The sequence below is a fragment of the Streptomyces sp. NRRL S-378 genome (assembly GCF_000720645.1).
GTDB lineage: Bacteria > Actinomycetota > Actinomycetes > Streptomycetales > Streptomycetaceae > Streptomyces.
The window spans coordinates 1-18,437 of record NZ_JOBX01000043.1; the positions used below are offsets into that span (position 1 = coordinate 1).

The following is an 18,437-nucleotide window of genomic DNA, read 5'->3' on the forward strand; positions in this document are numbered from 1 at the left end:
CCTTCCGCCACCCCCGCTCCTCCGGCCCCGCGGGCCGCTGAGGCCGGGGGTCCCTCCGGGCCGGGCATGCCGCGCCTCGCGGCCGCCGCGCTCGCCGGGACCGCCATCGAGTTCTACGACTTCTTCGTGTACGGGACGGCTGCGGCCCTCGTGCTCGGCCCGCTCTTCTTCCCGTCCTTCTCCCCGCTCGCCGGGACCCTCGCCGCCTTCGGCACCTTCGGCGTGGGCTTCCTCGCCCGCCCGCTGGGGTCCGCCGTCTTCGGCCACATCGGCGACCGCTACGGCCGGCGCCCGGTGCTGCTGGCCTCCCTGCTGCTCACCGGCCTCGCCACGGTCGCCGTCGGCTGCGTGCCGACGTACGGGACGATCGGCATCGCCGCGCCGGCACTGCTGCTCCTGTTGCGTTTCCTCCAGGGCCTCGGGCTCGGCGGGGAGTGGGGCGGGGCGGTGCTGCTGACCGCCGAGCACGCGCCGGAACACCGGCGCGGACTGTGGGCGAGCTTCCCGCAGGTCGGCCCGGCGGTGGGGTTCCTGCTGGCCAACGGTCTGATGCTGGGGCTGTCCGCGTCGCTGACCGACGCCCAGTTCACCTCCTGGGGGTGGCGCGTGCCCTTCTGGGCGGCCGGGCTGCTGGCGCTGGCAGGGCTGTGGCTGCGCCGCTCGGTGGAGGAGACCCCGCAGTTCCGTGCGCTCGCGGCCACCGGGCGCCGGGCCGAGGCCCCGCTCGCCGAGGTGGTGCGGGGCCACTGGCGGCTGCTCCTGCTGACCGGCGGGGCACTCGCGGTGGGCTACGCCGTCTTCTACGCGGTCACCACCTGGTCCCTCGCCTACGCCGCCGAGCACCTGGCGGTGGGCCGCACGACGATGCTGGCCTGCATCATGGCGGCCGTAGCGTTCAAGGGGCTGATGACGCCGCTGCTGGCGATGCTGGGTGACCGCTACGGGCGGCGGCCGCTGTGCCTGGCGGGGTGCGCGGCCAGCGCCGTGTGGATGTTCCCGCTGGTGGCGCTGTTGCGGACGGCCGACCCGCTGCTGATGACGCTGGGCTTCGCGGTGGCGCTGCTGGGCATGGTGACGATGTTCGCGGTGGTCGGCGCGTACCTGCCGGAGCTGTACGCCCCGCGGATCCGCTGCACGGGTGCGGCGGTCGGCTACAACCTGGGCGGCGTGCTGGGCGGGGCGCTGACCCCGATCGTGGCGACGGCGCTGGCGGACGGCTCCGGTCCGCCGTGGGGCGTCGCGGCGTACCTGACGGTGATCGCCCTGGTCAGCCTGGCCTGCTTCGCGCTGCTGCCGGAGACCAGTCCCCTGGCCGGGCGCAAGAGGCCGGGCGCGGGGGCCGCCGAGACGGAAAAGGACACGGGGGCGGCCGCTTCGGCCGCCCCCGTGTAGGCCCGCGGACGCGGTCCGCGGGCCGGGTCAGGCGTCGATGCTCTCGGTGCGGGCGGCGGCCTCGGCCGTCGCCTGCTTCTTTGAGGCGATCAGGCTGGTGATCGTGGTGATGACCAGGACACCGCAGATGACGCCCAGGGAGAGGGGGATCGAGATCTCCGGGACGTGCACCCCGGACTCGTGCAGGGCGTGCAGCACCAGCTTGACGCCGATGAAGCCGAGGATGATCGACAGGCCGTAGCTGAGGTGGACCAGCTTCTCCAGCAGGCCGCCGATGAGGAAGTACAGCTGGCGCAGGCCCATCAGCGCGAAGGCGTTGGCCGTGAAGACGATGTACGGGTCCTGGGTGAGGCCGAAGATGGCGGGGATCGAGTCCAGCGCGAACAGCACGTCGGTGGTGCCGATGGCGAGCATGACGATCATCAGCGGCGTCAGCACGCGCTTGCCGTTGTTGATGATGAAGAGCTTGGTGCCGTGGTACTGGTCGGCGACGCCGAACTTCTTCTCGACGGACTTCAGGAGGCGGTTCTCCTCGAACTCCTCGTCGTCCTCGTCCTTGCGGGCCTCCTGGATCAGCTTCCACGCGGTGTAGATCAGGAACGCGCCGAAGATGTAGAACACCCAGCTGAAGCTGGCGATGATCGCGGCACCGGCGGCGATGAAGATCGCGCGCAGGACCAGCGCGATCAGTACGCCCACGAGCAGCACGCGCTGCTGGAGGTGGGAGGGCACCGCGAACTTCGCCATGATCAGGACGAAGACGAACAGGTTGTCGACACTCAGGGACTTCTCGGTGATGAAGCCCGCGAAGAACTCCTGGGACGCCTGGGGCGTGCCGAAGAACCACAGGCCGAGGCCGAAGAGCGCGGCGAGGACGATCCAGACGACCGTCCAGGTGCCGGCTTCCTTGATCGACACGTCGTGCGGCTTGCGGCCGATGAAGAAATCGGCGCCGATGAGCAGGGACAGACCGAGAATGGTCGCGACCCAAAGGGCCCAGGAAACTTCCATGGTGAACACGCCTCCGGCGGATGGCTCAGCACTTCGTCAGCGTCATCGCTGCCGGAGGTCTCTTCCACCCGGGCGGCCTGGAGGCCGTGGGCCGACGCCCCGGGACCGACCGCGCTCGTGTGCGCGGCGGTGGTCCGTATTGACGGGCACGCCGTAGCAGGAAAGCAGGAATACTCCCCTCCGCGCTGACGAGCTTACCCGCCGAAGGCGGTAAAGGTAAAGGGAATGCCAAAGAATGGTCACGGACGGGTAGTGCGCCGGGCCTCCGCCACCCGGTCGAGTGCCTGGTCGAGGACCCGGCTGCCCTGCGGCGGGACGTCCGGCTCGAAGGTCCAGGCGTGGTGCACCCAGGGGTCGGCGAGGTGGTTGTCCGGGACCGGCGACAGCCGCATCAGCGAGCGCCACAGCGGATCCAGCAGCGGCCCGTAGGCCGACGCCTCGTCGCGGTCCGCGACCATCAGCAGGTGCACGCCGACCGCCGCACCCTCGTCGGCGAGGTAGCGCAGCTGGGTGACGGCCCGGTCGTCGAAGCCGTGCGGGAAGTCGTGCACGATGAGCAGCTGGTCGGCCGTGTCCACGTCCGGCGGCAGGTCCTCGGGCGCTCCGGCCTTCAGCGCCATCTGCACGAGGTCCACCCGGCGGGTCAGCTCGGCCAGCGTGCGGGTGACCCCCGCGGCCCCGGCGGCGGGCGGCGCGGCCAGCACCCCGGCCCGTACCAGGGGCGCCAGGGAGGCGGCGCCGGCCCCGGCCGCGTCGATGACGTGGACGGAGACCCGGCCGGCGGGGTGGACCGCGAGCAGCCGCACCGCGTGCGCGACGGCCATGTCCATGGCGGCACGGCGCAGCCGGTCGGTGTCCATGGCCATCGCGGCCTCGGACCCGGTGCGGCCGTTGTCGATCCACAGCCCGCGCTCCAGCGGGAGCCGGACCAGCATGGGGATGCGCAGGTCGGGCCGCTCGGGCAGGTGCAGGTCGCCCAGGCGCAGGGCCAGAGGCCCCTCCTCGGGCGTGCGGTGGCCGTGCCAGACCGGGTTGTCCCAGCGGGCGTACGAGGCCGGCAGCGCGGGCTCGACGACCTCGGCCTCGGCGATCAGCTGGGCGAGGTCCCGGTCGAGGACGGCCTGGGCCTGGGCGACCAGTTCCTCGCGGCGGGCCCGCGCGGTGTCGCGGGCGGCGTTGCCGGAGCCGCCGAGGCGGTGGCGCGGGTCGGAGAGGGCGTCGTCGAGCTCGCGTTCCATGCGGTTGTCGGCGAACTCCACGGCGCTGCGGTACGCGGCGACGGTGCGGGCCAGGTCCTCGAACATGCCCCAGACCTGGTTGTAGAGCCGCTCGTCCATGGACCAGCCGCTGGCGTCGCCGGCGACCGGCCGCGGGGGCTGCCCGGGCTCCGCCGCGGCGGCGGGCCGCGGGGCCGGCTCGGGCGGCTCGCTGCTGGTGCGGCGGCGGCGCGGGTGGGTGTAGCTGATCGTGGGCGAGCCGTCGCCGCCCGGCGCGGGGCCGGGCGTACCGGCGTACGGGACGCCGGAGACCGGGATCGGGTCCGGGGGCTCCGGGACGGACGCCGGGGCCTGGGCGGGGGTCTGCGGGGCGCGCAGGTCGCCGACGAGGGTGGGCATGGTGGCGAGGCTCGCGTCGGCCTCCTTCGCCGGGGCGACCGTGCGCAGCGCGGTGGCGGCCAGCTCCCGGGCGGCCGGCACGGACAGCCCGCCGTCGGCGAGCAGGGCGCCGAGGCCGTCGGCGTAGCCCTGGCCGACGGCCCGGACCTTCCAGGCGCCCTGGCGGCGGTACAGCTCCAGGGCGACCACGGCGGTCTCGGCGTCCAGCCCGGTCAGGGTGTAGCCGGCGATCTCGGTGCCGTCGGGGCCGGCCACGGCCACGTGGGAGGCCGGGACCGCGCCGAAGCGGACCGGGCCGCCGGGCGGCAGTACGAGCAGCACGCCGACGCGGTGGACGTCCGCCGCGACGGCGTCGAGGTCCACCGCGAAGGTGTGCCGGTCGGCGAGTTCCGCCGGCGCGTCCACGCCGGGGAGGGTCCTGGCGCCCGGGTGGGCGAGGACCTCGGTGCCGGTGAACCGGCCCTGTTCGTCGGCGAGCGAGGCCAGGGCCAGCACGGGCGTACCCGCCGAGACCCTGATCTCCACCCGGCTCTGGGACACGGGGTGGTTCTGCCCCCGGACCAGTTCGGCCGTCATCGTGCAGCCCCTCCCCCGTGCCTTCTTCTCTTCTTCCGGTACTGCTACAGGTGCGGCAGGATCGCCGGCATCAGGTCCTGGAAGGTCCGGCCGTTGGCCGGGTTGCCCAGGGCCGTCATCTGCCAGCCGGATCCCACGCGGGACACCTTCGCCATGATCTGCGCGGTGTACGCGCCGCCGCCGTCGAGGGTGTAGCGGGCCAGCTCCTGGCCGTTGGTCTCGTCGACGATGCGGCAGAAGGCGTTCTGCACCTCCTGGAACGTCTGGCCGGTGAAGGAGTTCACCGTGAAGACGATCTGGTCGATGTGGACCGGCACGCGCTGGAGGTCGACGAGGATCGCCTCGTCGTCCCCGCCCTGGCCGACGCCGCCGACCAGGTTGTCACCGGTGTGCCGCACCGAGCCGTCGTCGCTCTGCAGGTGGCGGAAAAAGACCACGTCGACCGGCTGCTTGTCGGCGAAGAGCACCGCCGACGCGTCGAGGTCGATCTCCCGCGTCCGCGAGCCGAACAGTCCGCGGCGCTTGGCCGCCTGCCAGCCCAGGCCCATCCGGACCGCGGTCAGCGTCCCTCCGTCCGACTTCTGCAGACTGATGGCCTGACCCTTGGTCATGTTGACCGTCACGCGCGTCCCCTCTCCATAGCCCGCCCCAGTTGACTGGTGCGCAGCGTGTTCCTGCGGCTGTGACCCAACCCTACTGACACCCCCGGACTCAGGCGAGGCCCGCTTCCTTCATCTGCCGAAGCTCCTTCTTCAGCTCGCCGACCTCGTCCCGGATCCGGGCCGCGACCTCGAACTGGAGCTCCGCCGCGGCGGCGCGCATGCGGTCGGTCATCTGCTCGATGAGCGAGGCCAGTTCGGCGGCGGGGCGGTCGGTGAGCACCTCGGCGGCCTTGCCGCCCCTGGCCGATTTCGTTCCCTTGGCACCCTTGGCACCCGCCGGGGCGTGGGGGGCGAGACCGCCGAGCGCCGGCACCGGCGCCTTGGCGCCCTTGCCCTCCTTCGCCTGCCGGTATCCGGTGCCGAGGAGCTGTTCGGTGTCGAGTTCCTCGCGGGCGATGGTGGCGACGATGTCGTTGATCTTCTTGCGGAGCGGCTGCGGGTCGATCCCGTGCGCCGTGTTGTAGGCGATCTGCTTCTCGCGGCGCCGGTTGGTCTCCTCGATCGCCTTCTCCATGCCCGGCGTGATCTTGTCCGCGTACATGTGGACCTGGCCGGAGACGTTGCGCGCGGCGCGGCCGATGGTCTGGATCAGGGAAGTGCCCGACCGCAGGAAGCCCTCCTTGTCGGCGTCGAGGATCGCCACCAGGGACACCTCGGGCAGGTCGAGGCCCTCGCGCAGCAGGTTGATGCCGACCAGGACGTCGTACTCGCCGGCCCGCAGCTCGCGCAGCAGCTCGATGCGGCGCAGGGTGTCGACGTCGCTGTGCAGGTAGCGGACCTGGATGCCGAGCTCCAGGAAGTAGTCCGTGAGGTCCTCGGCCATCTTCTTGGTGAGGGTGGTGACCAGGACCCGCTCGTCCTTCTCCACCCGCTTGCGGATCTCGTGCACCAGGTCGTCGATCTGGCCCTCGGTGGGCTTGACCACGACCTCGGGGTCGATGAGGCCGGTGGGACGGATGATCTGCTCGACGAAACCGTCGCCCCGCGAGAGCTCGTACTTCCCGGGGGTCGCCGACAGGTAGACGGTCTGGCCGATGCGCTCCTGGAACTCCTCCCACTTCAGCGGCCGGTTGTCGAGCGCGGACGGCAGGCGGAAGCCGTGGTCGACCAGGGTCCGCTTGCGGGACGCGTCGCCCTCGTACATGGCGCCGATCTGCGGGACGGTGACGTGCGACTCGTCGATGACCAGGAGGAAGTCCTCCGGGAAGTAGTCGATGAGGGTGTTGGGCGCCGATCCCCGCTCGCGGTCGTCCATGTGCAGCGAGTAGTTCTCGATGCCGGAGCAGGAGCCGATCTGGCGCATCATCTCCAGGTCGTAGGTGGTGCGCATGCGCAGGCGCTGCGCCTCCAGCATCTTGCCCTGCTTCTCCAGCTCGGCGAGGCGCTCGGCCAGCTCGGCCTCGATGCCGTTGATCGCCTTCTCCATGCGCTCCGGGCCGGCGACGTAGTGGCTGGCGGGGAAGACGTAGAGCTCGCGGTCCTCGCTGATGACCTCGCCGGTCAGCGGGTGCAGGGTGGAGAGGGCCTCGATCTCGTCGCCGAACATCTCGATGCGGACGGCCAGTTCCTCGTAGACCGGGAAGATCTCGATGGTGTCGCCGCGCACCCGGAAGGTCCCGCGGGTGAAGGCGACGTCGTTGCGCGTGTACTGGATGTCGACGAAGCGGCGCAGCAGCTGGTCCCGGTCGATCTCCTCACCGACCTTGAGCGCGACCATCCGGTCGACGTACTCCTGCGGCGTGCCGAGGCCGTAGATGCAGGACACGGAGGCGACGACGATCACGTCCCGCCGGGTCAGCAGCGAATTGGTGGCGGAGTGGCGCAGCCGCTCCACCTCCTCGTTGATCGAGGAGTCCTTCTCGATGTACGTGTCCGACTGCGGTACGTAGGCCTCGGGCTGGTAGTAGTCGTAGTACGAGACGAAGTACTCGACGGCGTTGTTCGGCAGGAGCTCGCGGAACTCGTTGGCCAGCTGGGCGGCGAGCGTCTTGTTCGGCGCCATCACCAGGGTGGGGCGCTGGAGCTTCTCGATCATCCAGGCGGTGGTCGCCGACTTGCCGGTGCCGGTCGCACCCAGCAGGACGACATCCTTCTCACCTGCACGGATGCGCTTCTCCAGCTCGGCGATGGCCGCCGGCTGGTCGCCGCTGGGCTGGTAGGGGCTGACGACCTCGAAAGGCGCCACCGTGCGTTCGATCTTCGATACGGGCCGCATGACTCCACCGTACGACCCCCCACTGACACCCACGCCTCCCCGCCGGGTCCCGGCGCGCTCCGGTCGGCCCCGCCGGTCCGGGCCGCCGTCATCCGTTCTGGTCCGTTTGTCGTAGTTCGGTGGCGGCTGTGTGATCTTCAACCCCATGATCGCGGTGAAGTGCATCGCCACAACGTCTGCCGCTCCGCACCCGTCTGACGCAGGAACAGGGCTCACGACCCGAGGAGAACGCACATGTACGTCCGACCCGCCGCCGCGGCCGCCGCCGCATTCCTGGGCTTCGCCCTCACCCTGCTGGGCGGGACGGCGTCGTACGCCGCCACCGGCCCCGGATCCGCCGCCGGCCCGCTGGGCCTGGGGGGTCCCGTCGTGTACGCGCACCGGGGGGCTTCGGCGTACGCCCCGGAGAACACCCTCGAAGCGGTCGACCTGGCGAGGCGCATGGGCTTCGACTGGGTCGAGAACGACGTGCAGCGCACCCGGGACGGCGAGCTGGTGGTGATCCACGACGACACCCTGGCCCGGACCACCGATGTCGAACAGGTCTTCCCCGACCGCAAGCCCTGGCGGGTCAAGGACTTCACGGCGGCCGAGATCGCCCGGCTGGACGCGGGCAGCTGGTTCGGCGAGGAGTACGCGGGCGCCTTCGTACCGACCCTGCGGCAGTACCTCGACCGGGTGCAGCGCAACCGGCAGCGGCTGCTGCTGGAGATCAAGAAGCCGGAGCTCTACCCGGGGATCGAGGAGCAGACCCTGGAGGTGCTCGGCGAGGCGGGCTGGCTCGACCCGCGCCATGTCTCGCAGCGCCTGGTGGTGCAGAGCTTCAGCGCCGACTGCGTGCGCATCGTGCACGCGCTGCGCCCCGACCTGGTGACGGCGTTCCTGGGCACCCCGCCCGTGGCGGAACTGCCCCGGTACGCGGAGTTCACCGACCGGATCAACCCCTGGCACACCACCATCTCGGCCGACTGGGTCGCGGCGGTGCACGGCCTGCTCGGGGCCCACGGCCGGGCGATGGAGGTGGACACCTGGATCGTGGACGACGCCGCGACCGCCCGGAAGGTGCAGGAGATGGGCGTGGACGGGATCATCACCAACGCCCCGGACGTGGTCCGGGAGGCGGTCGGCGGCTTCTGAACCCCGGACGGCCGCGACCTGTCGGAGGCGCGCCGTACCGTGGACGCGTGGACAGCACCGAGCGGCCCCGCGGGCCGCACCTCGAATGGACCGTCGTCGCCAGCGACATCGGCCCCCTGCTCCTGGCCGCCACCCCGGAGGGGCTGGTCCGGGTCGAGTTCCATGCCGGGCCGGACCGGATCGACCGGATGGTAGGACCGCTGGTCTCCCGGCTCGGGGCCGACGCGCGGCGGCCCGCGCCGGGCGAGGAGGAACTGCTGGCCGAGCCGGTGCGCCAGCTCGCCGCGTACTTCGCCGGTACGCTGCGGCGCTTCGACCTGCCGCTGGACTGGCGCCTCAGCTCCGGCTTCAACCGGCAGGTGCTCCAGGAGCTGGACCGTTCCGTGCCCTACGGATCGGTCGTCGGCTACGGGGAGCTGGCGGCCCGCGCGGGACAGCCCGGCGCCGCCCAGGCCGTCGGCAACGCCATGGGCTCCAATCCGCTGCCGGTGGTGGTGCCCTGCCACCGGGTCGTGGAGAACGACGGCGGCATCGGGGGGTTCGGCGGCGGGCTGGAGACCAAGCGGCAGCTCCTCGCGCTGGAGGGAGTGCTCCCCCAGCCGCTGTTCTGAGCACCGTGTGACGCCCGTGACCTGCCGGACCGGCCCGCCGTGACGGCCCGGTTCCGCACGGCGGTAAGGGGTGGCACACTGCGGCGGTGAGTACTGCTGCAGCCGCACCCGGCCCCACCGCGCCCACGACGCCCCGCACCGCGCACCCGCGAGGGCGGGGTCCGGCGTGACCGCCTCGCCCGGCACGGACCGCCCCGCCCCGCCGCTCGCCCTCCCGGACCTCGCACGGCTCCAGAAGCGCACCTCCCGGGTGCTCATGGCCGGCCAGGTCCTCGGCGGCCTCGGCGTGCCCATCAGCATCGCCCTGGCCCCCGTGCTCGCCACCGAGGTCAGCGGCACCGAGGCGCTGTCCGGCTTCGCCTCCACCGCGTCGGTGATCGGCACCGCCCTCCTCTCACTGCCGCTCGCCGCCCTGATGACCGCGCGCGGCCGGCGCCCCGGCCTGGTCCTGGCGTACGGGATCGGCGCCGTCGGGGCGGGCCTCGTCGTCCTCGCCGCCACCGTCAAGAGCTTCCCGCTGCTGCTGCTCGGCATGGCCGCCTTCGGCGCCGCCTCCTCCGCCAACCTCCAGGCCCGGTTCGCCGCCGCGGACCTCGCCGCCCCGGACCACCGGGCCCGGGCCATCTCGCTCGTCGTGTGGGCGTCCACCCTCGGCGCGGTGCTCGGCCCCAACCTGTCCGCTCCGGCGAGCCGCAGCTTCGCCGGCACCTCCATACCCGAGACGGCGGGCCCCTTCGTGTGGGCCGCCGTCGTCTTCGTGCTGACCGGCGTGCTGATCGCCGTCCTCCTGCGCCCCGACCCCCTGCTGACGGCGCGGGCGCTCGCCGCTCCCGAGGAGCGGACCCGCGAGGGCCATACGATCCGCGCCGGAATCGCCGCCGTGAGGGCGTCACCGCGGGCCCGGCTCGCCCTCCTGACCGTCGCCGTGTCCCACACCACCATGGTCTCGATCATGGTCATGACCCCGGTGGACCTGGGCCACCACGGCGCCGGGCTGGAGCTCGTCGGGCTGGTGATCAGCGGTCACATCGCGGGGATGTTCGCCTTCTCCCCGCTCATGGGATGGCTCGCGGACCGGCTCGGCCGGCTCACCGTGATCGGCCTCGCCGCCGGGCTGCTGTCGGTCGCGGCCCTGCTCGCGGGGACGGCCGGGGCCAGCCACGGCCGGAGCGCGCTCGGCCTCTTCCTCCTCGGCCTCGGCTGGTCCGCCGGGATGGTGTCCGGTTCGGCCCTGCTGACCGACTCGGTGCCGCAGGCCGCGCGGGCCGCCGTACAGGGCCTGGGCGACCTCACGATGAACACGGCCGCGGGTGTCGGCGGGGCCGCCGCCGGCGTGATCATGTCCCAGGCGGGCTACGGCTGGCTCAACGCCATCGGGGCCTCGCTGCTGCTGCCGATGGCGGCGCTCGCCCTGTTCACCGCGCGCCGCCACCCCGCGGATCCCAAGGGGGTCAGTAGCTGATGTGGTAGGCCTTGCGGAGCGTCTCGTGGACGGTCCAGACGGTCTTGTCGCCCTCCCGCAGGACACAGGCCGAGCCCGGGCCCAGCTCCAGGGTCGCGCCGCCCTCGACCACGACGGTGGCGCGTCCGCCGATCACCACGAACAGCTCGTTCGCCTCGACGTCGGTGACCACACCCGGGGTGATCTGCCAGATCCCGCGGACCTGCTTGCCGTCGGGCGATTCCCACAGCACCTTGCCCGTGACCACCGGATCGCCGGAGACGATCTGCCCGGGGTCGAGGTCGTCGGGCTCCAGCTCCACGTCCGCCACGGTGACGGCGAACGAGGCGGGGACGGGGACGGCGGAGTGATCACTGGTGCTCATGGCGCGCCAGCCTAGTGCGGCCCGCCCGCCCGGCGCGGTGACCACAGCGTCCAGGAACGGACCGGCCTACGCGTCACCCTGTCCAATCGGACAGGGGCGTCCGGCGGTGAGGAGCGGCCGGTGGAAGCCGGTGTCCGCCGGCGCGTGCCAGGCGGTGTCGCACAGGCCCGCCTCCCGTGCGAACTCCGCGGTCCGCTCCTGCGCGAGCGCCCAGTACGTGCCGCGCGAGGTGCGGGGCGGCCAGCTGTCACCGGCCGGCAGCAGCTGGAAGAGCTCCGGGTCGTAGCGCTCCCCGTCGGCGTGCCAGTGCCACGGCTGGGTCGAGGACGGTGTGCGGTCCGGGGGCCAGCGCGGCGCTGAGCAGGGCGTCGAGGGCCCGGCCCGGCCGGGCGACGGATGCGTCCCGGTCCGCGTGGACGGGCTCGTAGCGGTCGGCGAGTCCGTCGTGGAAGCCGCGTGTCCCTGGAGAACGCTACTCGGACAGCTTGGGACGGCTGTGACGGGAGTGCGTTTGGAGGCGGCGATCCCGTGCCATGGATGGGGACATGTCACAGCACAGAGCAACTGCATCCCCGCCCGGTGGACCGGTCCTGTCGGAAGAGGTGCGCGAGGCGCTCGCCCAGGGCAGGCCCGTGGTGGCCCTGGAGTCGACGATCATCGCGCACGGTCTGCCCCGCCCCCGCAACCTGGAGGTGGGCCTCGAACTCGAGGAACTGGTCCGCTCGGAGGGCGCGGTTCCGGCAACGGTCGCGGTCGTGGACGGCGTGGCCCGCGCGGGCCTGGACAAGACCCAGCTGGAGCGGATCGCCGCCGGTGACGGCGTGCGCAAGCTCGGCCACCGCGATCTGGCGCCCGCACTGGCGACGGGCGCGACCGGCGCGACGACGGTGTCCGCGACGGCCTTCCTCGCGGCCCGGGCGGGCCTGCGCGTCTTCGCGACGGGCGGTCTGGGCGGCGTCCACCGCGAATGGGCGCAGACGCAGGACGAGTCGGCGGACCTCTCCCTGCTGGCGCGGACCCGGATCACGGTGGTGTGCGCGGGGGTGAAGTCCATCCTGGACGTACCGGCCACGCTGCAGCGGCTGGAGACGCTGGGGGTGGGGGTCCTCGGGTTCGGCACGGACCGGTTCCCCGGGTTCTACCTGGCCGATTCCGGCGAGCCGGTGGACTGGACCGTGCACCGGCCCGAGGAGGTCGTAGCGGTGATGGCCGCTCAGGACGCGCTCGGTGGTCAGCAGTCGGCGCTGCTCGTGGCCAATCCGGTGGCGGCCGGGCAGCAGCTGGACCCGGAGCTGCACGACCGGGTCCTGGCCGAAGCCCTCGCCGCATGCCGCGAGCAGGGGATCACGGGGCAGGCCGTGACCCCGTTCCTGCTGGGGTTCCTGGTACGGGCGACGGCGGGGGCCTCGCTGGAGGCGAACCTGGCGGCGGTGCGGGGCAACGTACGGCTCGGCGCCCGGATCGCCGGGGCCTGGGCGGCGCGGGCATGACCGCGGCGGGGGCGCTGCTCGTGGTCGGGGACGTGGTGACGGACGTGGTGGCCATGCATCCGCAGCCGCTGGCCCCGGCCACCGACACCACGGCCCGCATCCGGACCCTGCCGGGCGGGGCGGGGGCCAACGCGGCGTGCTGGGCCGCCCGTACGGGGAGCGCCGAGGTACGCCTCCTCGCGCGGGTGGGCACGGAATCGGCGCGGTGGCACGAACGGGCCCTGGTGGACGCCGGGGTGCGGCCCCGGCTGGTCGTCGACCCGGAGGAGCCGACGGGGACGGTGGTGGCCCTCGTCGGCAAGGACGCGGAGCGGACCTTCCTCACCGACAGCGGGGCTTCGCTGCGGCTGTGCCCGGCCGACTGGGTTCCGTCCCTGCTGGACGGGGCGGCGCACCTCCACCTGTCCGGTTATCTGTTCTTCGCGGACAGCAGCCGGGAGCTGGCCATGGTGGCGCTGCGGGCGGCTCGGACGCGGGGCGTGCCGGTGAGCGTGGACCCCGCGTCGGCGGGGTTCCTGGCGGCTCTGGGCCCGCAGCGCTTCCTGGACGCCGTGGCGGGGGTGGGGGTGCTGCTGCCGAACGAGGACGAGGCGCGGCTGCTGGCCGGGCTGCCGGAGCGGGCCGGGGCGGCCCGGGCGGCGACGGAGCTGAGTCGGCGGGTCCCGCTGGTCGTGGTGACCCGTGGCCCGGCGGGGGCGCTGGTGGCCGAGCGGGGCCGGATCACGGCCGAGGTGGCGGCCGCGGAGCCGTCCGAGGCGGTGGTGGACTCCACGGGCGCCGGCGACGCCTTCACGGGCGCCTTCCTGGCGGCCCGCCTGGAGGGAGCGGACCCGACGGAGTCGGCCCGCACGGGCTGCCGAGCGGCGGCCCTGGCCATAGCCCACCCGGGCGGCCGCCCCTGAGGCGCATCCTTCGGATCCTGTCGGACGAGCCCGCATGGGTCGGTGCCCGCGGGCCCGGCACGATCCGCCCTAGGCCTTCCTGGCCCCGGGTGCGGTGTCCGTCGCCGGGACGTGGATGGCGTACACGTCGCCGGGCCGCAGGTTCCGCGGGGTGCTGTGCTCGCCGTACGTGCTGACGACCGTGACCGCCGCCCGGGAAACGGGGTGCTCGTACCTGCGGAAGTACGGCGCGTGCGGCGGGACTTCGGGGAGGGGCACGAGAGGGGCGCCGCGGCGCTCCAGCAGCCGGTGCAGCTTGTCGGAGCGGAGCCGGGGCGCGAACCGGCCGTACCGGGCGCGCAGTGCGCCGCCGGTGAGGGCGCGGTCACGGTGGGCGAGGCGGTGCACCTGGAGGCTGACGTGGTGGCCCGACCACGGGTCGGCGGCGCGGCCCCGGTGCCAGTGGAACTCGACCAGGCCGTAGTCCCGCCAGAGGGTGTTGCGGCCGCCGTTCTCCCCGTAATCCGTCCCCAGGACCTCCGCCACGCGTTCGGGAGAGTCGTCGGGGCGCAGGCCGAGGACCGTGCCGGTCATGACGGCGCCGAGGTAGAAGGCCAGGGAGTACGGGGTCATGTGCGGATCCTGGGCCGCCTCTCTCGGGCCTTGCCGGTCAAGCCCACGGCGTCCGGCGCCGTGCATCACGGGTCGAGGCTACCGCCCGCCCACCCCGGCCTCGCCGGCGGTCGGGGCGCGGGCGAGGAGCGCGGTGTTGTGCCCGGTGGGTGAAACCCGGCCTCGCCGGCGGTCGGGGCGCGGGTCCGGGCGGCGCACGGGAAACGGAGGAGCGGGGAGGCGCCGCGCAGCGGCAGCGTTCAGCACCGACCCGCGGGGTCACCGCTCCCGGATCCCGGTCCAGGCGGGATGCCTGGGATCATCGGCCCGCACCACCGCGTCGGCGGCGGCAGCCGGATCCGCCTCCGCTTCGTACCGGGCGAACGCCGCCCCCGTCCACCGCTCGGACTCCTCGGTCCGCCGCGCGAGCGCCCCCGGCGAGAGCCGGACGTGGACGCTCAGGTCGAAGGGGAACCACCGCCCCAGCAGCAGCGGCCCGTGCACCAGCAGCACACCACCGGCCGGGAGTTCGACGTAGGGGCTGCGGGTCGCCCGGTCGGTCGCCGGGTCCCACAGGTCCGGCAGCACTCGCCCGGTCCCGCCGGGATCGGTCGGCCCGAACACCTCCCGCCAGAGCGCGGCCGTGTCGTACCAGCCGTCCAGGTACGCGTCCACGTCCCGGCGGCCGAACTCGAAGCGGAGGGATGCCGGCCGCAGGAAGCCGCCGGTCGGCACCACCAGCACCGCGCGTCCGCGCAGCCGCAGTTCCTCCGCGAGCAGTCCGGCGAGGGCGCCGGTGTCCGCCGCGGGCGCTCCGTCGATGCCCACGCGCTGCCAGGCGCCGGGGCCGGGGGCGTTGTCCGGGTCGTCGAGGTGACCGGCGAGCCGCTCGGCCATCCGCTGCCATGTGATCGCTTCCCACTGCACCGGCCCATTGTCAGTGGTCGCCCGTACTTTTTCTCAGGAGGGATCACCGCGGAAACGGCGCCGGTGGACCGGTTTTCGGGGAGGGGTCTTCATGGCTCGGGAGACGACGTATCTGGAGCTGTCGCAGGACGGCGGCGGGGCGCACAAGTTCTACGAGGTGACCGTGGACGGCACGGCCGTCTCCGTGCGCTACGGACGGATCGGTGCGCCCGGCCAGTTGCAGAGCTCCTCGTTCCCGACGGCCGAGAAGGCCCGGGCCGCCGCCGCCAAGAAGATCGGGGAGAAGGTCCGCAAGGGGTACGCCCCGGCCGTGCAGGGGCAGCGCGCCGCCCGGGCGGTGACGCGCCGCCAGGTGACGTCGGCGCCGTCGACGGCGCGTGCCGTCGCCCCGGTGCTGTGGCGCTTCCGCACCGGTTCCGCGGCCTTCGGGATCCACGTCGACGAGGACCGCTGCTGGGTGGGCAACCAGGCCGGCGACGTCTACACGCTGAGCCACGGCGGTGAGGTGCTGGCCCGCTATTCGCTGCCGGACGGGGTGAAGTGCCTGGTGGCGGACGAGTTCTGGATATACGCGGGCTGCGACGACGGCACCGTGTACGACCTGTCGTCGAAGGTGCCCTTCGGTGCCTACGGCATCGCGGCGGACGTGGACATCTACTGGCTGGACATCCACGAGGGCGTGCTGAACGTCTCCGATGCGAACGGCGGCCTGACCGTCATCGACCACGAGGACGAGCACCAGTGGTCGCGGAAGTCCTCCGGGTCCGGCGCGTGGATGGTGCGGGCCGACGAGCGGGCGGTCTACCACGGGCACAGCGCCGGTGTGACGGCCTACGCATCGGACGGCACCGGGCAGTTGTGGCACAGCGCCACCCCGGGCGGGGTCCTGTTCGGCTGGCAGGAGGAGCACTCGGTGTACGCGGGTACGGTCCGCAACACCGTGCAGCGGCTGTCGAAGGCCTCGGGGGCGACGGAGGCCACCTACCGGTGCGACGCGGCGGTGTATTCGTGCGCGACCTCGCCGGACGGCCGCCATGTCTTCGCGGGCGACTCCTCCTCCTCGGTCTACTGCTTCGACGCGGACGGGAACCGGCTGTGGAAGCTGGGGACCGGCGGCGGCTCGGCGCTGTCGATGCAGTACCTGGACGGTCGGCTGTATCTGGTGACCACGGACGGCTCCCTGGTCTGCGTGGACGCGAGCGAGCAGGCGATCGCGGCGGCCCAGCAGGGTTCGGTGCCGGCACCGATGGACGTGAAGTCGGCGGCCGCGCTGCCGGTGTTCACCCCGGCCGCCTCGGCCTCGGCGGTGGCGACGGTCTCGATGGCCGCGGTGGCCTCGGAACCGGCGGGCGCCGTGGTGGTGGAGTGCGTCCAGCAGGGCGGCCGGATGCGGGTGCAGGTGGTGTCGGGCGGCTTCGAGCCCTCCTGGAACGTGCAGTTCCCGCGGGGGATCAGGGAGGTCGGCGCCCGGTACGTGGTCGACGGCCTGCACGCGGCCTCCGGGGGCTTCTACCGGGTCCGCGGGGAGATACGCCGACTGGTGTGAGCGCGGCCGGACGACCCGGGGGGGCGGCTCAGTGGGTGTGGCGGAGGCAGACCGCCGGGGTGGCGCCGGCCGGGGCCGGCGTGGGTATGGAGAAGGGGGTCCCCTCGGGCAGCCGGGGGGTCACGTGGAGGACGACCGGTTCGGTGCCCAGGTTGTGGCCCAGGTGTATGTGTCCGATGCCCGCGGGTTCCACGAAGGCGGTCCCGGGCCGGTGCACCTCGACGGTGAGGTCGTGCAGGACCCGGGTCAGGGTGCCCGCCAGGACGACGGCTTCGAGCCGCACCCGGTGGTAGTGCCAGCCGGTGCAGCCGCCGGGCGGGATGACGATCTCCCGGCCTGCGGGGATCATGGTCACGCATGCCCTGCCGGTGCCCATGCCGAAGCCGGTCACCGGCGGTCGCGCCGTGGTCGTCCGCCGTGCGCCCATGTGCTCCTCCTCCGTGGACCGACCCCCGTGGTCCCTGGTCCCCGGCCCACCGTAGGAGTGATCAGGCCGAATCCGGAAGAGTCGGTGAAAGCTCAACCTCCCTTCCCCACCAGGTGATATGAGGACCGGACGGCGGTATCACACCTGTATGAGCCTGGTCGTGTTCGAGTCGCTTAAGCAGATCCACTGCGCGGAGTGCCGGCAGGGGCCCCTCCGGCATCTGGTGCGCGAGGCCGGTGTGCCCCGGTGTCTGGACTGCGCGGATCTGGGGCACCTCGTCTACCTGCCGCGCGGGGACGCCGCGCTGACCCGCCGTTCGCGTGAGGCGAGTGCGCTCTGCGCGGTCGTGGTGCGCTTCCACAAGCGGCGCCGTCGGTACGAACGCCTCGGGCTCCTCGTCGAGGAGGCGGCACTGGCCGACGCGGAACGCGCCTGCCTGGCGGACTCCGAGGCGCGGGCGCGCCGCCGGGAGCGCGACCGGCTGCGTCGCGCGGCGCAGGACGTCCGCTTCACGGCGGCGTTCGCCGCCGAGATAGTGCGGCTGTTCCCCGGCTGCCCGGCCGACCGGGCCGTGGCGATCGCCGCCCATGCCTCGCAGCGCGGCAGCGGCCGGGTGGGCCGCACCGCGGCCGGGCGGGCCCTGGACGAGGCGGCGGTCTCGGTGGCGGTGCGGGCGGCCGTACGGCACACCGACACCGAGTACGACGCCCTGCTGATGGCGGGCGTCCCCCGCTTCGCGGCCCGCGCCCGGCTGGCCGCGCGGATCGACGCCATCCTGGACGGATGGCGCACCGTGCCGCGGCGGGAGGCTAGTTGAGGCGGAAGCGGCGGTAGAGCAGGGCGCCTCCGAGCAGCAGGGCGCCGCCGGCGGGCACCAGGTAGCCGACGCCGTCGGCGCCGGTGTGGGCGAGCGCGTCACTGTGCCGCGGCGGCTGGACCTCGGTGACCGGGACGACCGGCGTGACGGGGGTGACGGGGGTCACCGGCTCGGCCGGGGTGACCGGCTTCTCCACGGGCGGCTGGACGGGCTTGCCGGGCGTGGGCTTCTCGCCGTTGACGGACGTGTTGCCGTGCGCGGGGTTCCCGATGCCGACCACGTTGACGGAGTTGCCGCTGACGTTCAGCGGGAGGTCGACGGGCAGCTGGATCCCATTGCCTGACAATACGCCCGGGGAATCCTTTCCGCGCCCCTCTGCCGCTGCTCCCCCGCCGTTCCCGCCGCCCTGCTCGGCATGGCCGCCGCCCCCGGACTGGTTCGCACAGCGGTTGCCGGCCGCGGGATTCAGCAAGCCGACCACGTTCACGGTGTTCCCGCAGGCGTTCACCGGCAGCTTCACGGGCAGCTGGACCAGGTTCCCGGACAGCAGACCCGGCGAGCGCTCGGCCCTGCCGTCCGCGTCCGCGTCGGCGTGGGCGAATCCGCCCACACCCGCCACGGCCAGACCGCCGCCCGCAACGACCGCCGCGATCAAGCCGCTTCGACGACTGTTACGCATCACTTTCCCTGC

The 18,437-nt window shown here is 73.2% G+C and carries 17 protein-coding genes; 8 read left to right on the forward strand and 9 right to left on the reverse strand.

Features of this window, described 5'->3' with window-relative positions; genetic code table 11:
- Positions 1 to 66 precede the first annotated feature (66 nt).
- Entirely contained in the window at positions 67 to 1,392 is a 1,326-nt protein-coding gene (locus IH80_RS0126370; RefSeq protein WP_051809945.1) for an MFS transporter, read from the forward strand.
- A gap of 27 nt (positions 1,393 to 1,419) precedes the next feature.
- Here IH80_RS0126370 and IH80_RS0126375 read toward each other — a convergent pair whose 3' ends face one another.
- The 4 genes from IH80_RS0126375 to uvrB form a co-directional block, all read right to left on the reverse strand.
- The gene (locus IH80_RS0126375) at positions 1,420 to 2,403 is read right to left on the reverse strand and encodes a TerC family protein (RefSeq protein WP_030963803.1); all 984 of its coding nucleotides are present in this window, start codon (positions 2,401 to 2,403) and stop codon (positions 1,420 to 1,422) included.
- Between the two features lie 239 nt (positions 2,404 to 2,642).
- On the reverse strand, positions 2,643 to 4,595 hold the full coding sequence (locus tag IH80_RS0126380) for a TerD family protein (protein WP_030963804.1): 1,953 nt from the start codon (positions 4,593 to 4,595) through the stop codon (positions 2,643 to 2,645).
- A gap of 44 nt (positions 4,596 to 4,639) precedes the next feature.
- The gene (locus IH80_RS0126385) at positions 4,640 to 5,218 is read right to left on the reverse strand and encodes a TerD family protein (protein ID WP_030963805.1); all 579 of its coding nucleotides are present in this window, start codon (positions 5,216 to 5,218) and stop codon (positions 4,640 to 4,642) included.
- Between the two features lie 88 nt (positions 5,219 to 5,306).
- Entirely contained in the window at positions 5,307 to 7,472 is a 2,166-nt protein-coding gene (gene uvrB, locus IH80_RS0126390; RefSeq protein ID WP_030963806.1) for an excinuclease ABC subunit UvrB, read from the reverse strand.
- Positions 7,473 to 7,706: 234 nt separating this feature from the next.
- On the opposite strand from uvrB, the gene IH80_RS0126395 reads away from it, so the two are divergent.
- The 3 genes from IH80_RS0126395 to IH80_RS0126405 all read left to right on the forward strand — a co-directional run bounded on the left by IH80_RS0126395 (position 7,707) and on the right by IH80_RS0126405 (position 10,682).
- Positions 7,707 to 8,609, forward strand: coding sequence for a glycerophosphodiester phosphodiesterase (locus IH80_RS0126395; RefSeq protein ID WP_030963808.1), 903 nt, complete (start codon positions 7,707 to 7,709; stop codon positions 8,607 to 8,609).
- Between the two features lie 47 nt (positions 8,610 to 8,656).
- On the forward strand, positions 8,657 to 9,220 hold the full coding sequence (locus IH80_RS0126400; RefSeq protein ID WP_030963809.1) for a methylated-DNA--[protein]-cysteine S-methyltransferase: 564 nt from the start codon (positions 8,657 to 8,659) through the stop codon (positions 9,218 to 9,220).
- Between the two features lie 256 nt (positions 9,221 to 9,476).
- The gene (locus IH80_RS0126405; protein WP_107056907.1) at positions 9,477 to 10,682 is read left to right on the forward strand and encodes an MFS transporter; all 1,206 of its coding nucleotides are present in this window, start codon (positions 9,477 to 9,479) and stop codon (positions 10,680 to 10,682) included.
- On the opposite strand, the gene IH80_RS0126410 is transcribed toward IH80_RS0126405, so the two are convergent.
- A complete protein-coding gene (locus IH80_RS0126410; RefSeq protein ID WP_030963811.1) occupies positions 10,672 to 11,046 on the reverse strand; it encodes a cupin domain-containing protein in 375 nt (124 codons plus the stop codon). The genes IH80_RS0126405 and IH80_RS0126410 overlap by 11 nt on opposite strands.
- 545 nt (positions 11,047 to 11,591) lie before the next feature.
- Between IH80_RS0126410 and IH80_RS0126420 the strand changes: the two genes are divergently transcribed.
- Both IH80_RS0126420 and IH80_RS0126425 read left to right on the forward strand, forming a co-directional pair.
- Entirely contained in the window at positions 11,592 to 12,536 is a 945-nt protein-coding gene (locus IH80_RS0126420; protein ID WP_030963813.1) for a pseudouridine-5'-phosphate glycosidase, read from the forward strand.
- A complete protein-coding gene (locus tag IH80_RS0126425; RefSeq protein ID WP_030963815.1) occupies positions 12,533 to 13,438 on the forward strand; it encodes a carbohydrate kinase family protein in 906 nt (301 codons plus the stop codon). The genes IH80_RS0126420 and IH80_RS0126425 overlap by 4 nt, the downstream gene beginning before the upstream one ends.
- 69 nt (positions 13,439 to 13,507) lie before the next feature.
- Here the strand turns inward: IH80_RS0126425 and IH80_RS0126430 are convergent, their stop codons facing one another.
- A complete protein-coding gene (locus IH80_RS0126430; protein WP_030963816.1) occupies positions 13,508 to 14,050 on the reverse strand; it encodes a hypothetical protein in 543 nt (180 codons plus the stop codon).
- 258 nt (positions 14,051 to 14,308) lie between these two features.
- On the reverse strand, positions 14,309 to 14,956 hold the full coding sequence (locus IH80_RS0126435; protein WP_030963817.1) for a uridine kinase: 648 nt from the start codon (positions 14,954 to 14,956) through the stop codon (positions 14,309 to 14,311).
- Between the two features lie 91 nt (positions 14,957 to 15,047).
- On the opposite strand from IH80_RS0126435, the gene IH80_RS0126440 reads away from it, so the two are divergent.
- Positions 15,048 to 16,502, forward strand: coding sequence for a WGR domain-containing protein (locus tag IH80_RS0126440; protein ID WP_030963818.1), 1,455 nt, complete (start codon positions 15,048 to 15,050; stop codon positions 16,500 to 16,502).
- 28 nt (positions 16,503 to 16,530) lie between these two features.
- Here IH80_RS0126440 and IH80_RS0126445 read toward each other — a convergent pair whose 3' ends face one another.
- Positions 16,531 to 16,929: a cupin domain-containing protein gene (locus IH80_RS0126445; RefSeq protein WP_051809947.1), complete on the reverse strand. Its 399-nt coding sequence runs from the start codon at positions 16,927 to 16,929 to the stop codon at positions 16,531 to 16,533.
- Between the two features lie 148 nt (positions 16,930 to 17,077).
- Between IH80_RS0126445 and IH80_RS0126450 the strand changes: the two genes are divergently transcribed.
- Positions 17,078 to 17,746 carry a DUF2293 domain-containing protein gene (locus IH80_RS0126450; protein ID WP_030963822.1) on the forward strand — a complete coding sequence of 223 codons (669 nt, stop codon included), beginning with the start codon at positions 17,078 to 17,080 and terminating at the stop codon, positions 17,744 to 17,746.
- On the opposite strand, the gene IH80_RS0126455 is transcribed toward IH80_RS0126450, so the two are convergent.
- Complete coding sequence (locus IH80_RS0126455) at positions 17,739 to 18,425, reverse strand: chaplin (RefSeq protein WP_030963823.1); 687 nt, start codon at positions 18,423 to 18,425, stop codon at positions 17,739 to 17,741. The genes IH80_RS0126450 and IH80_RS0126455 overlap by 8 nt on opposite strands.
- Positions 18,426 to 18,437: the final 12 nt, after the last annotated feature.

Coding starts and splice junctions, on each gene's coding strand:
- IH80_RS0126370 (WP_051809945.1), top strand. CDS start 67: ATGCCGCGCCTCGCGGCCGCCGCGCTCGCCGGGACCGCCATCGAGTTC.
- IH80_RS0126375 (WP_030963803.1), bottom strand. CDS start 2,403: ATGGAAGTTTCCTGGGCCCTTTGGGTCGCGACCATTCTCGGTCTGTCC.
- IH80_RS0126380 (WP_030963804.1), bottom strand. CDS start 4,595: ATGACGGCCGAACTGGTCCGGGGGCAGAACCACCCCGTGTCCCAGAGC.
- uvrB (WP_030963806.1), bottom strand. CDS start 7,472: ATGCGGCCCGTATCGAAGATCGAACGCACGGTGGCGCCTTTCGAGGTC.
- IH80_RS0126395 (WP_030963808.1), top strand. CDS start 7,707: ATGTACGTCCGACCCGCCGCCGCGGCCGCCGCCGCATTCCTGGGCTTC.
- IH80_RS0126405 (WP_107056907.1), top strand. CDS start 9,477: ATGGCCGGCCAGGTCCTCGGCGGCCTCGGCGTGCCCATCAGCATCGCC.
- IH80_RS0126410 (WP_030963811.1), bottom strand. CDS start 11,046: ATGAGCACCAGTGATCACTCCGCCGTCCCCGTCCCCGCCTCGTTCGCC.
- IH80_RS0126420 (WP_030963813.1), top strand. CDS start 11,592: ATGTCACAGCACAGAGCAACTGCATCCCCGCCCGGTGGACCGGTCCTG.
- IH80_RS0126425 (WP_030963815.1), top strand. CDS start 12,533: ATGACCGCGGCGGGGGCGCTGCTCGTGGTCGGGGACGTGGTGACGGAC.
- IH80_RS0126430 (WP_030963816.1), bottom strand. CDS start 14,050: ATGACCCCGTACTCCCTGGCCTTCTACCTCGGCGCCGTCATGACCGGC.
- IH80_RS0126440 (WP_030963818.1), top strand. CDS start 15,048: ATGGCTCGGGAGACGACGTATCTGGAGCTGTCGCAGGACGGCGGCGGG.
- IH80_RS0126445 (WP_051809947.1), bottom strand. CDS start 16,929: ATGGGCGCACGGCGGACGACCACGGCGCGACCGCCGGTGACCGGCTTC.
- IH80_RS0126450 (WP_030963822.1), top strand. CDS start 17,078: ATGAGCCTGGTCGTGTTCGAGTCGCTTAAGCAGATCCACTGCGCGGAG.
- IH80_RS0126455 (WP_030963823.1), bottom strand. CDS start 18,425: ATGCGTAACAGTCGTCGAAGCGGCTTGATCGCGGCGGTCGTTGCGGGC.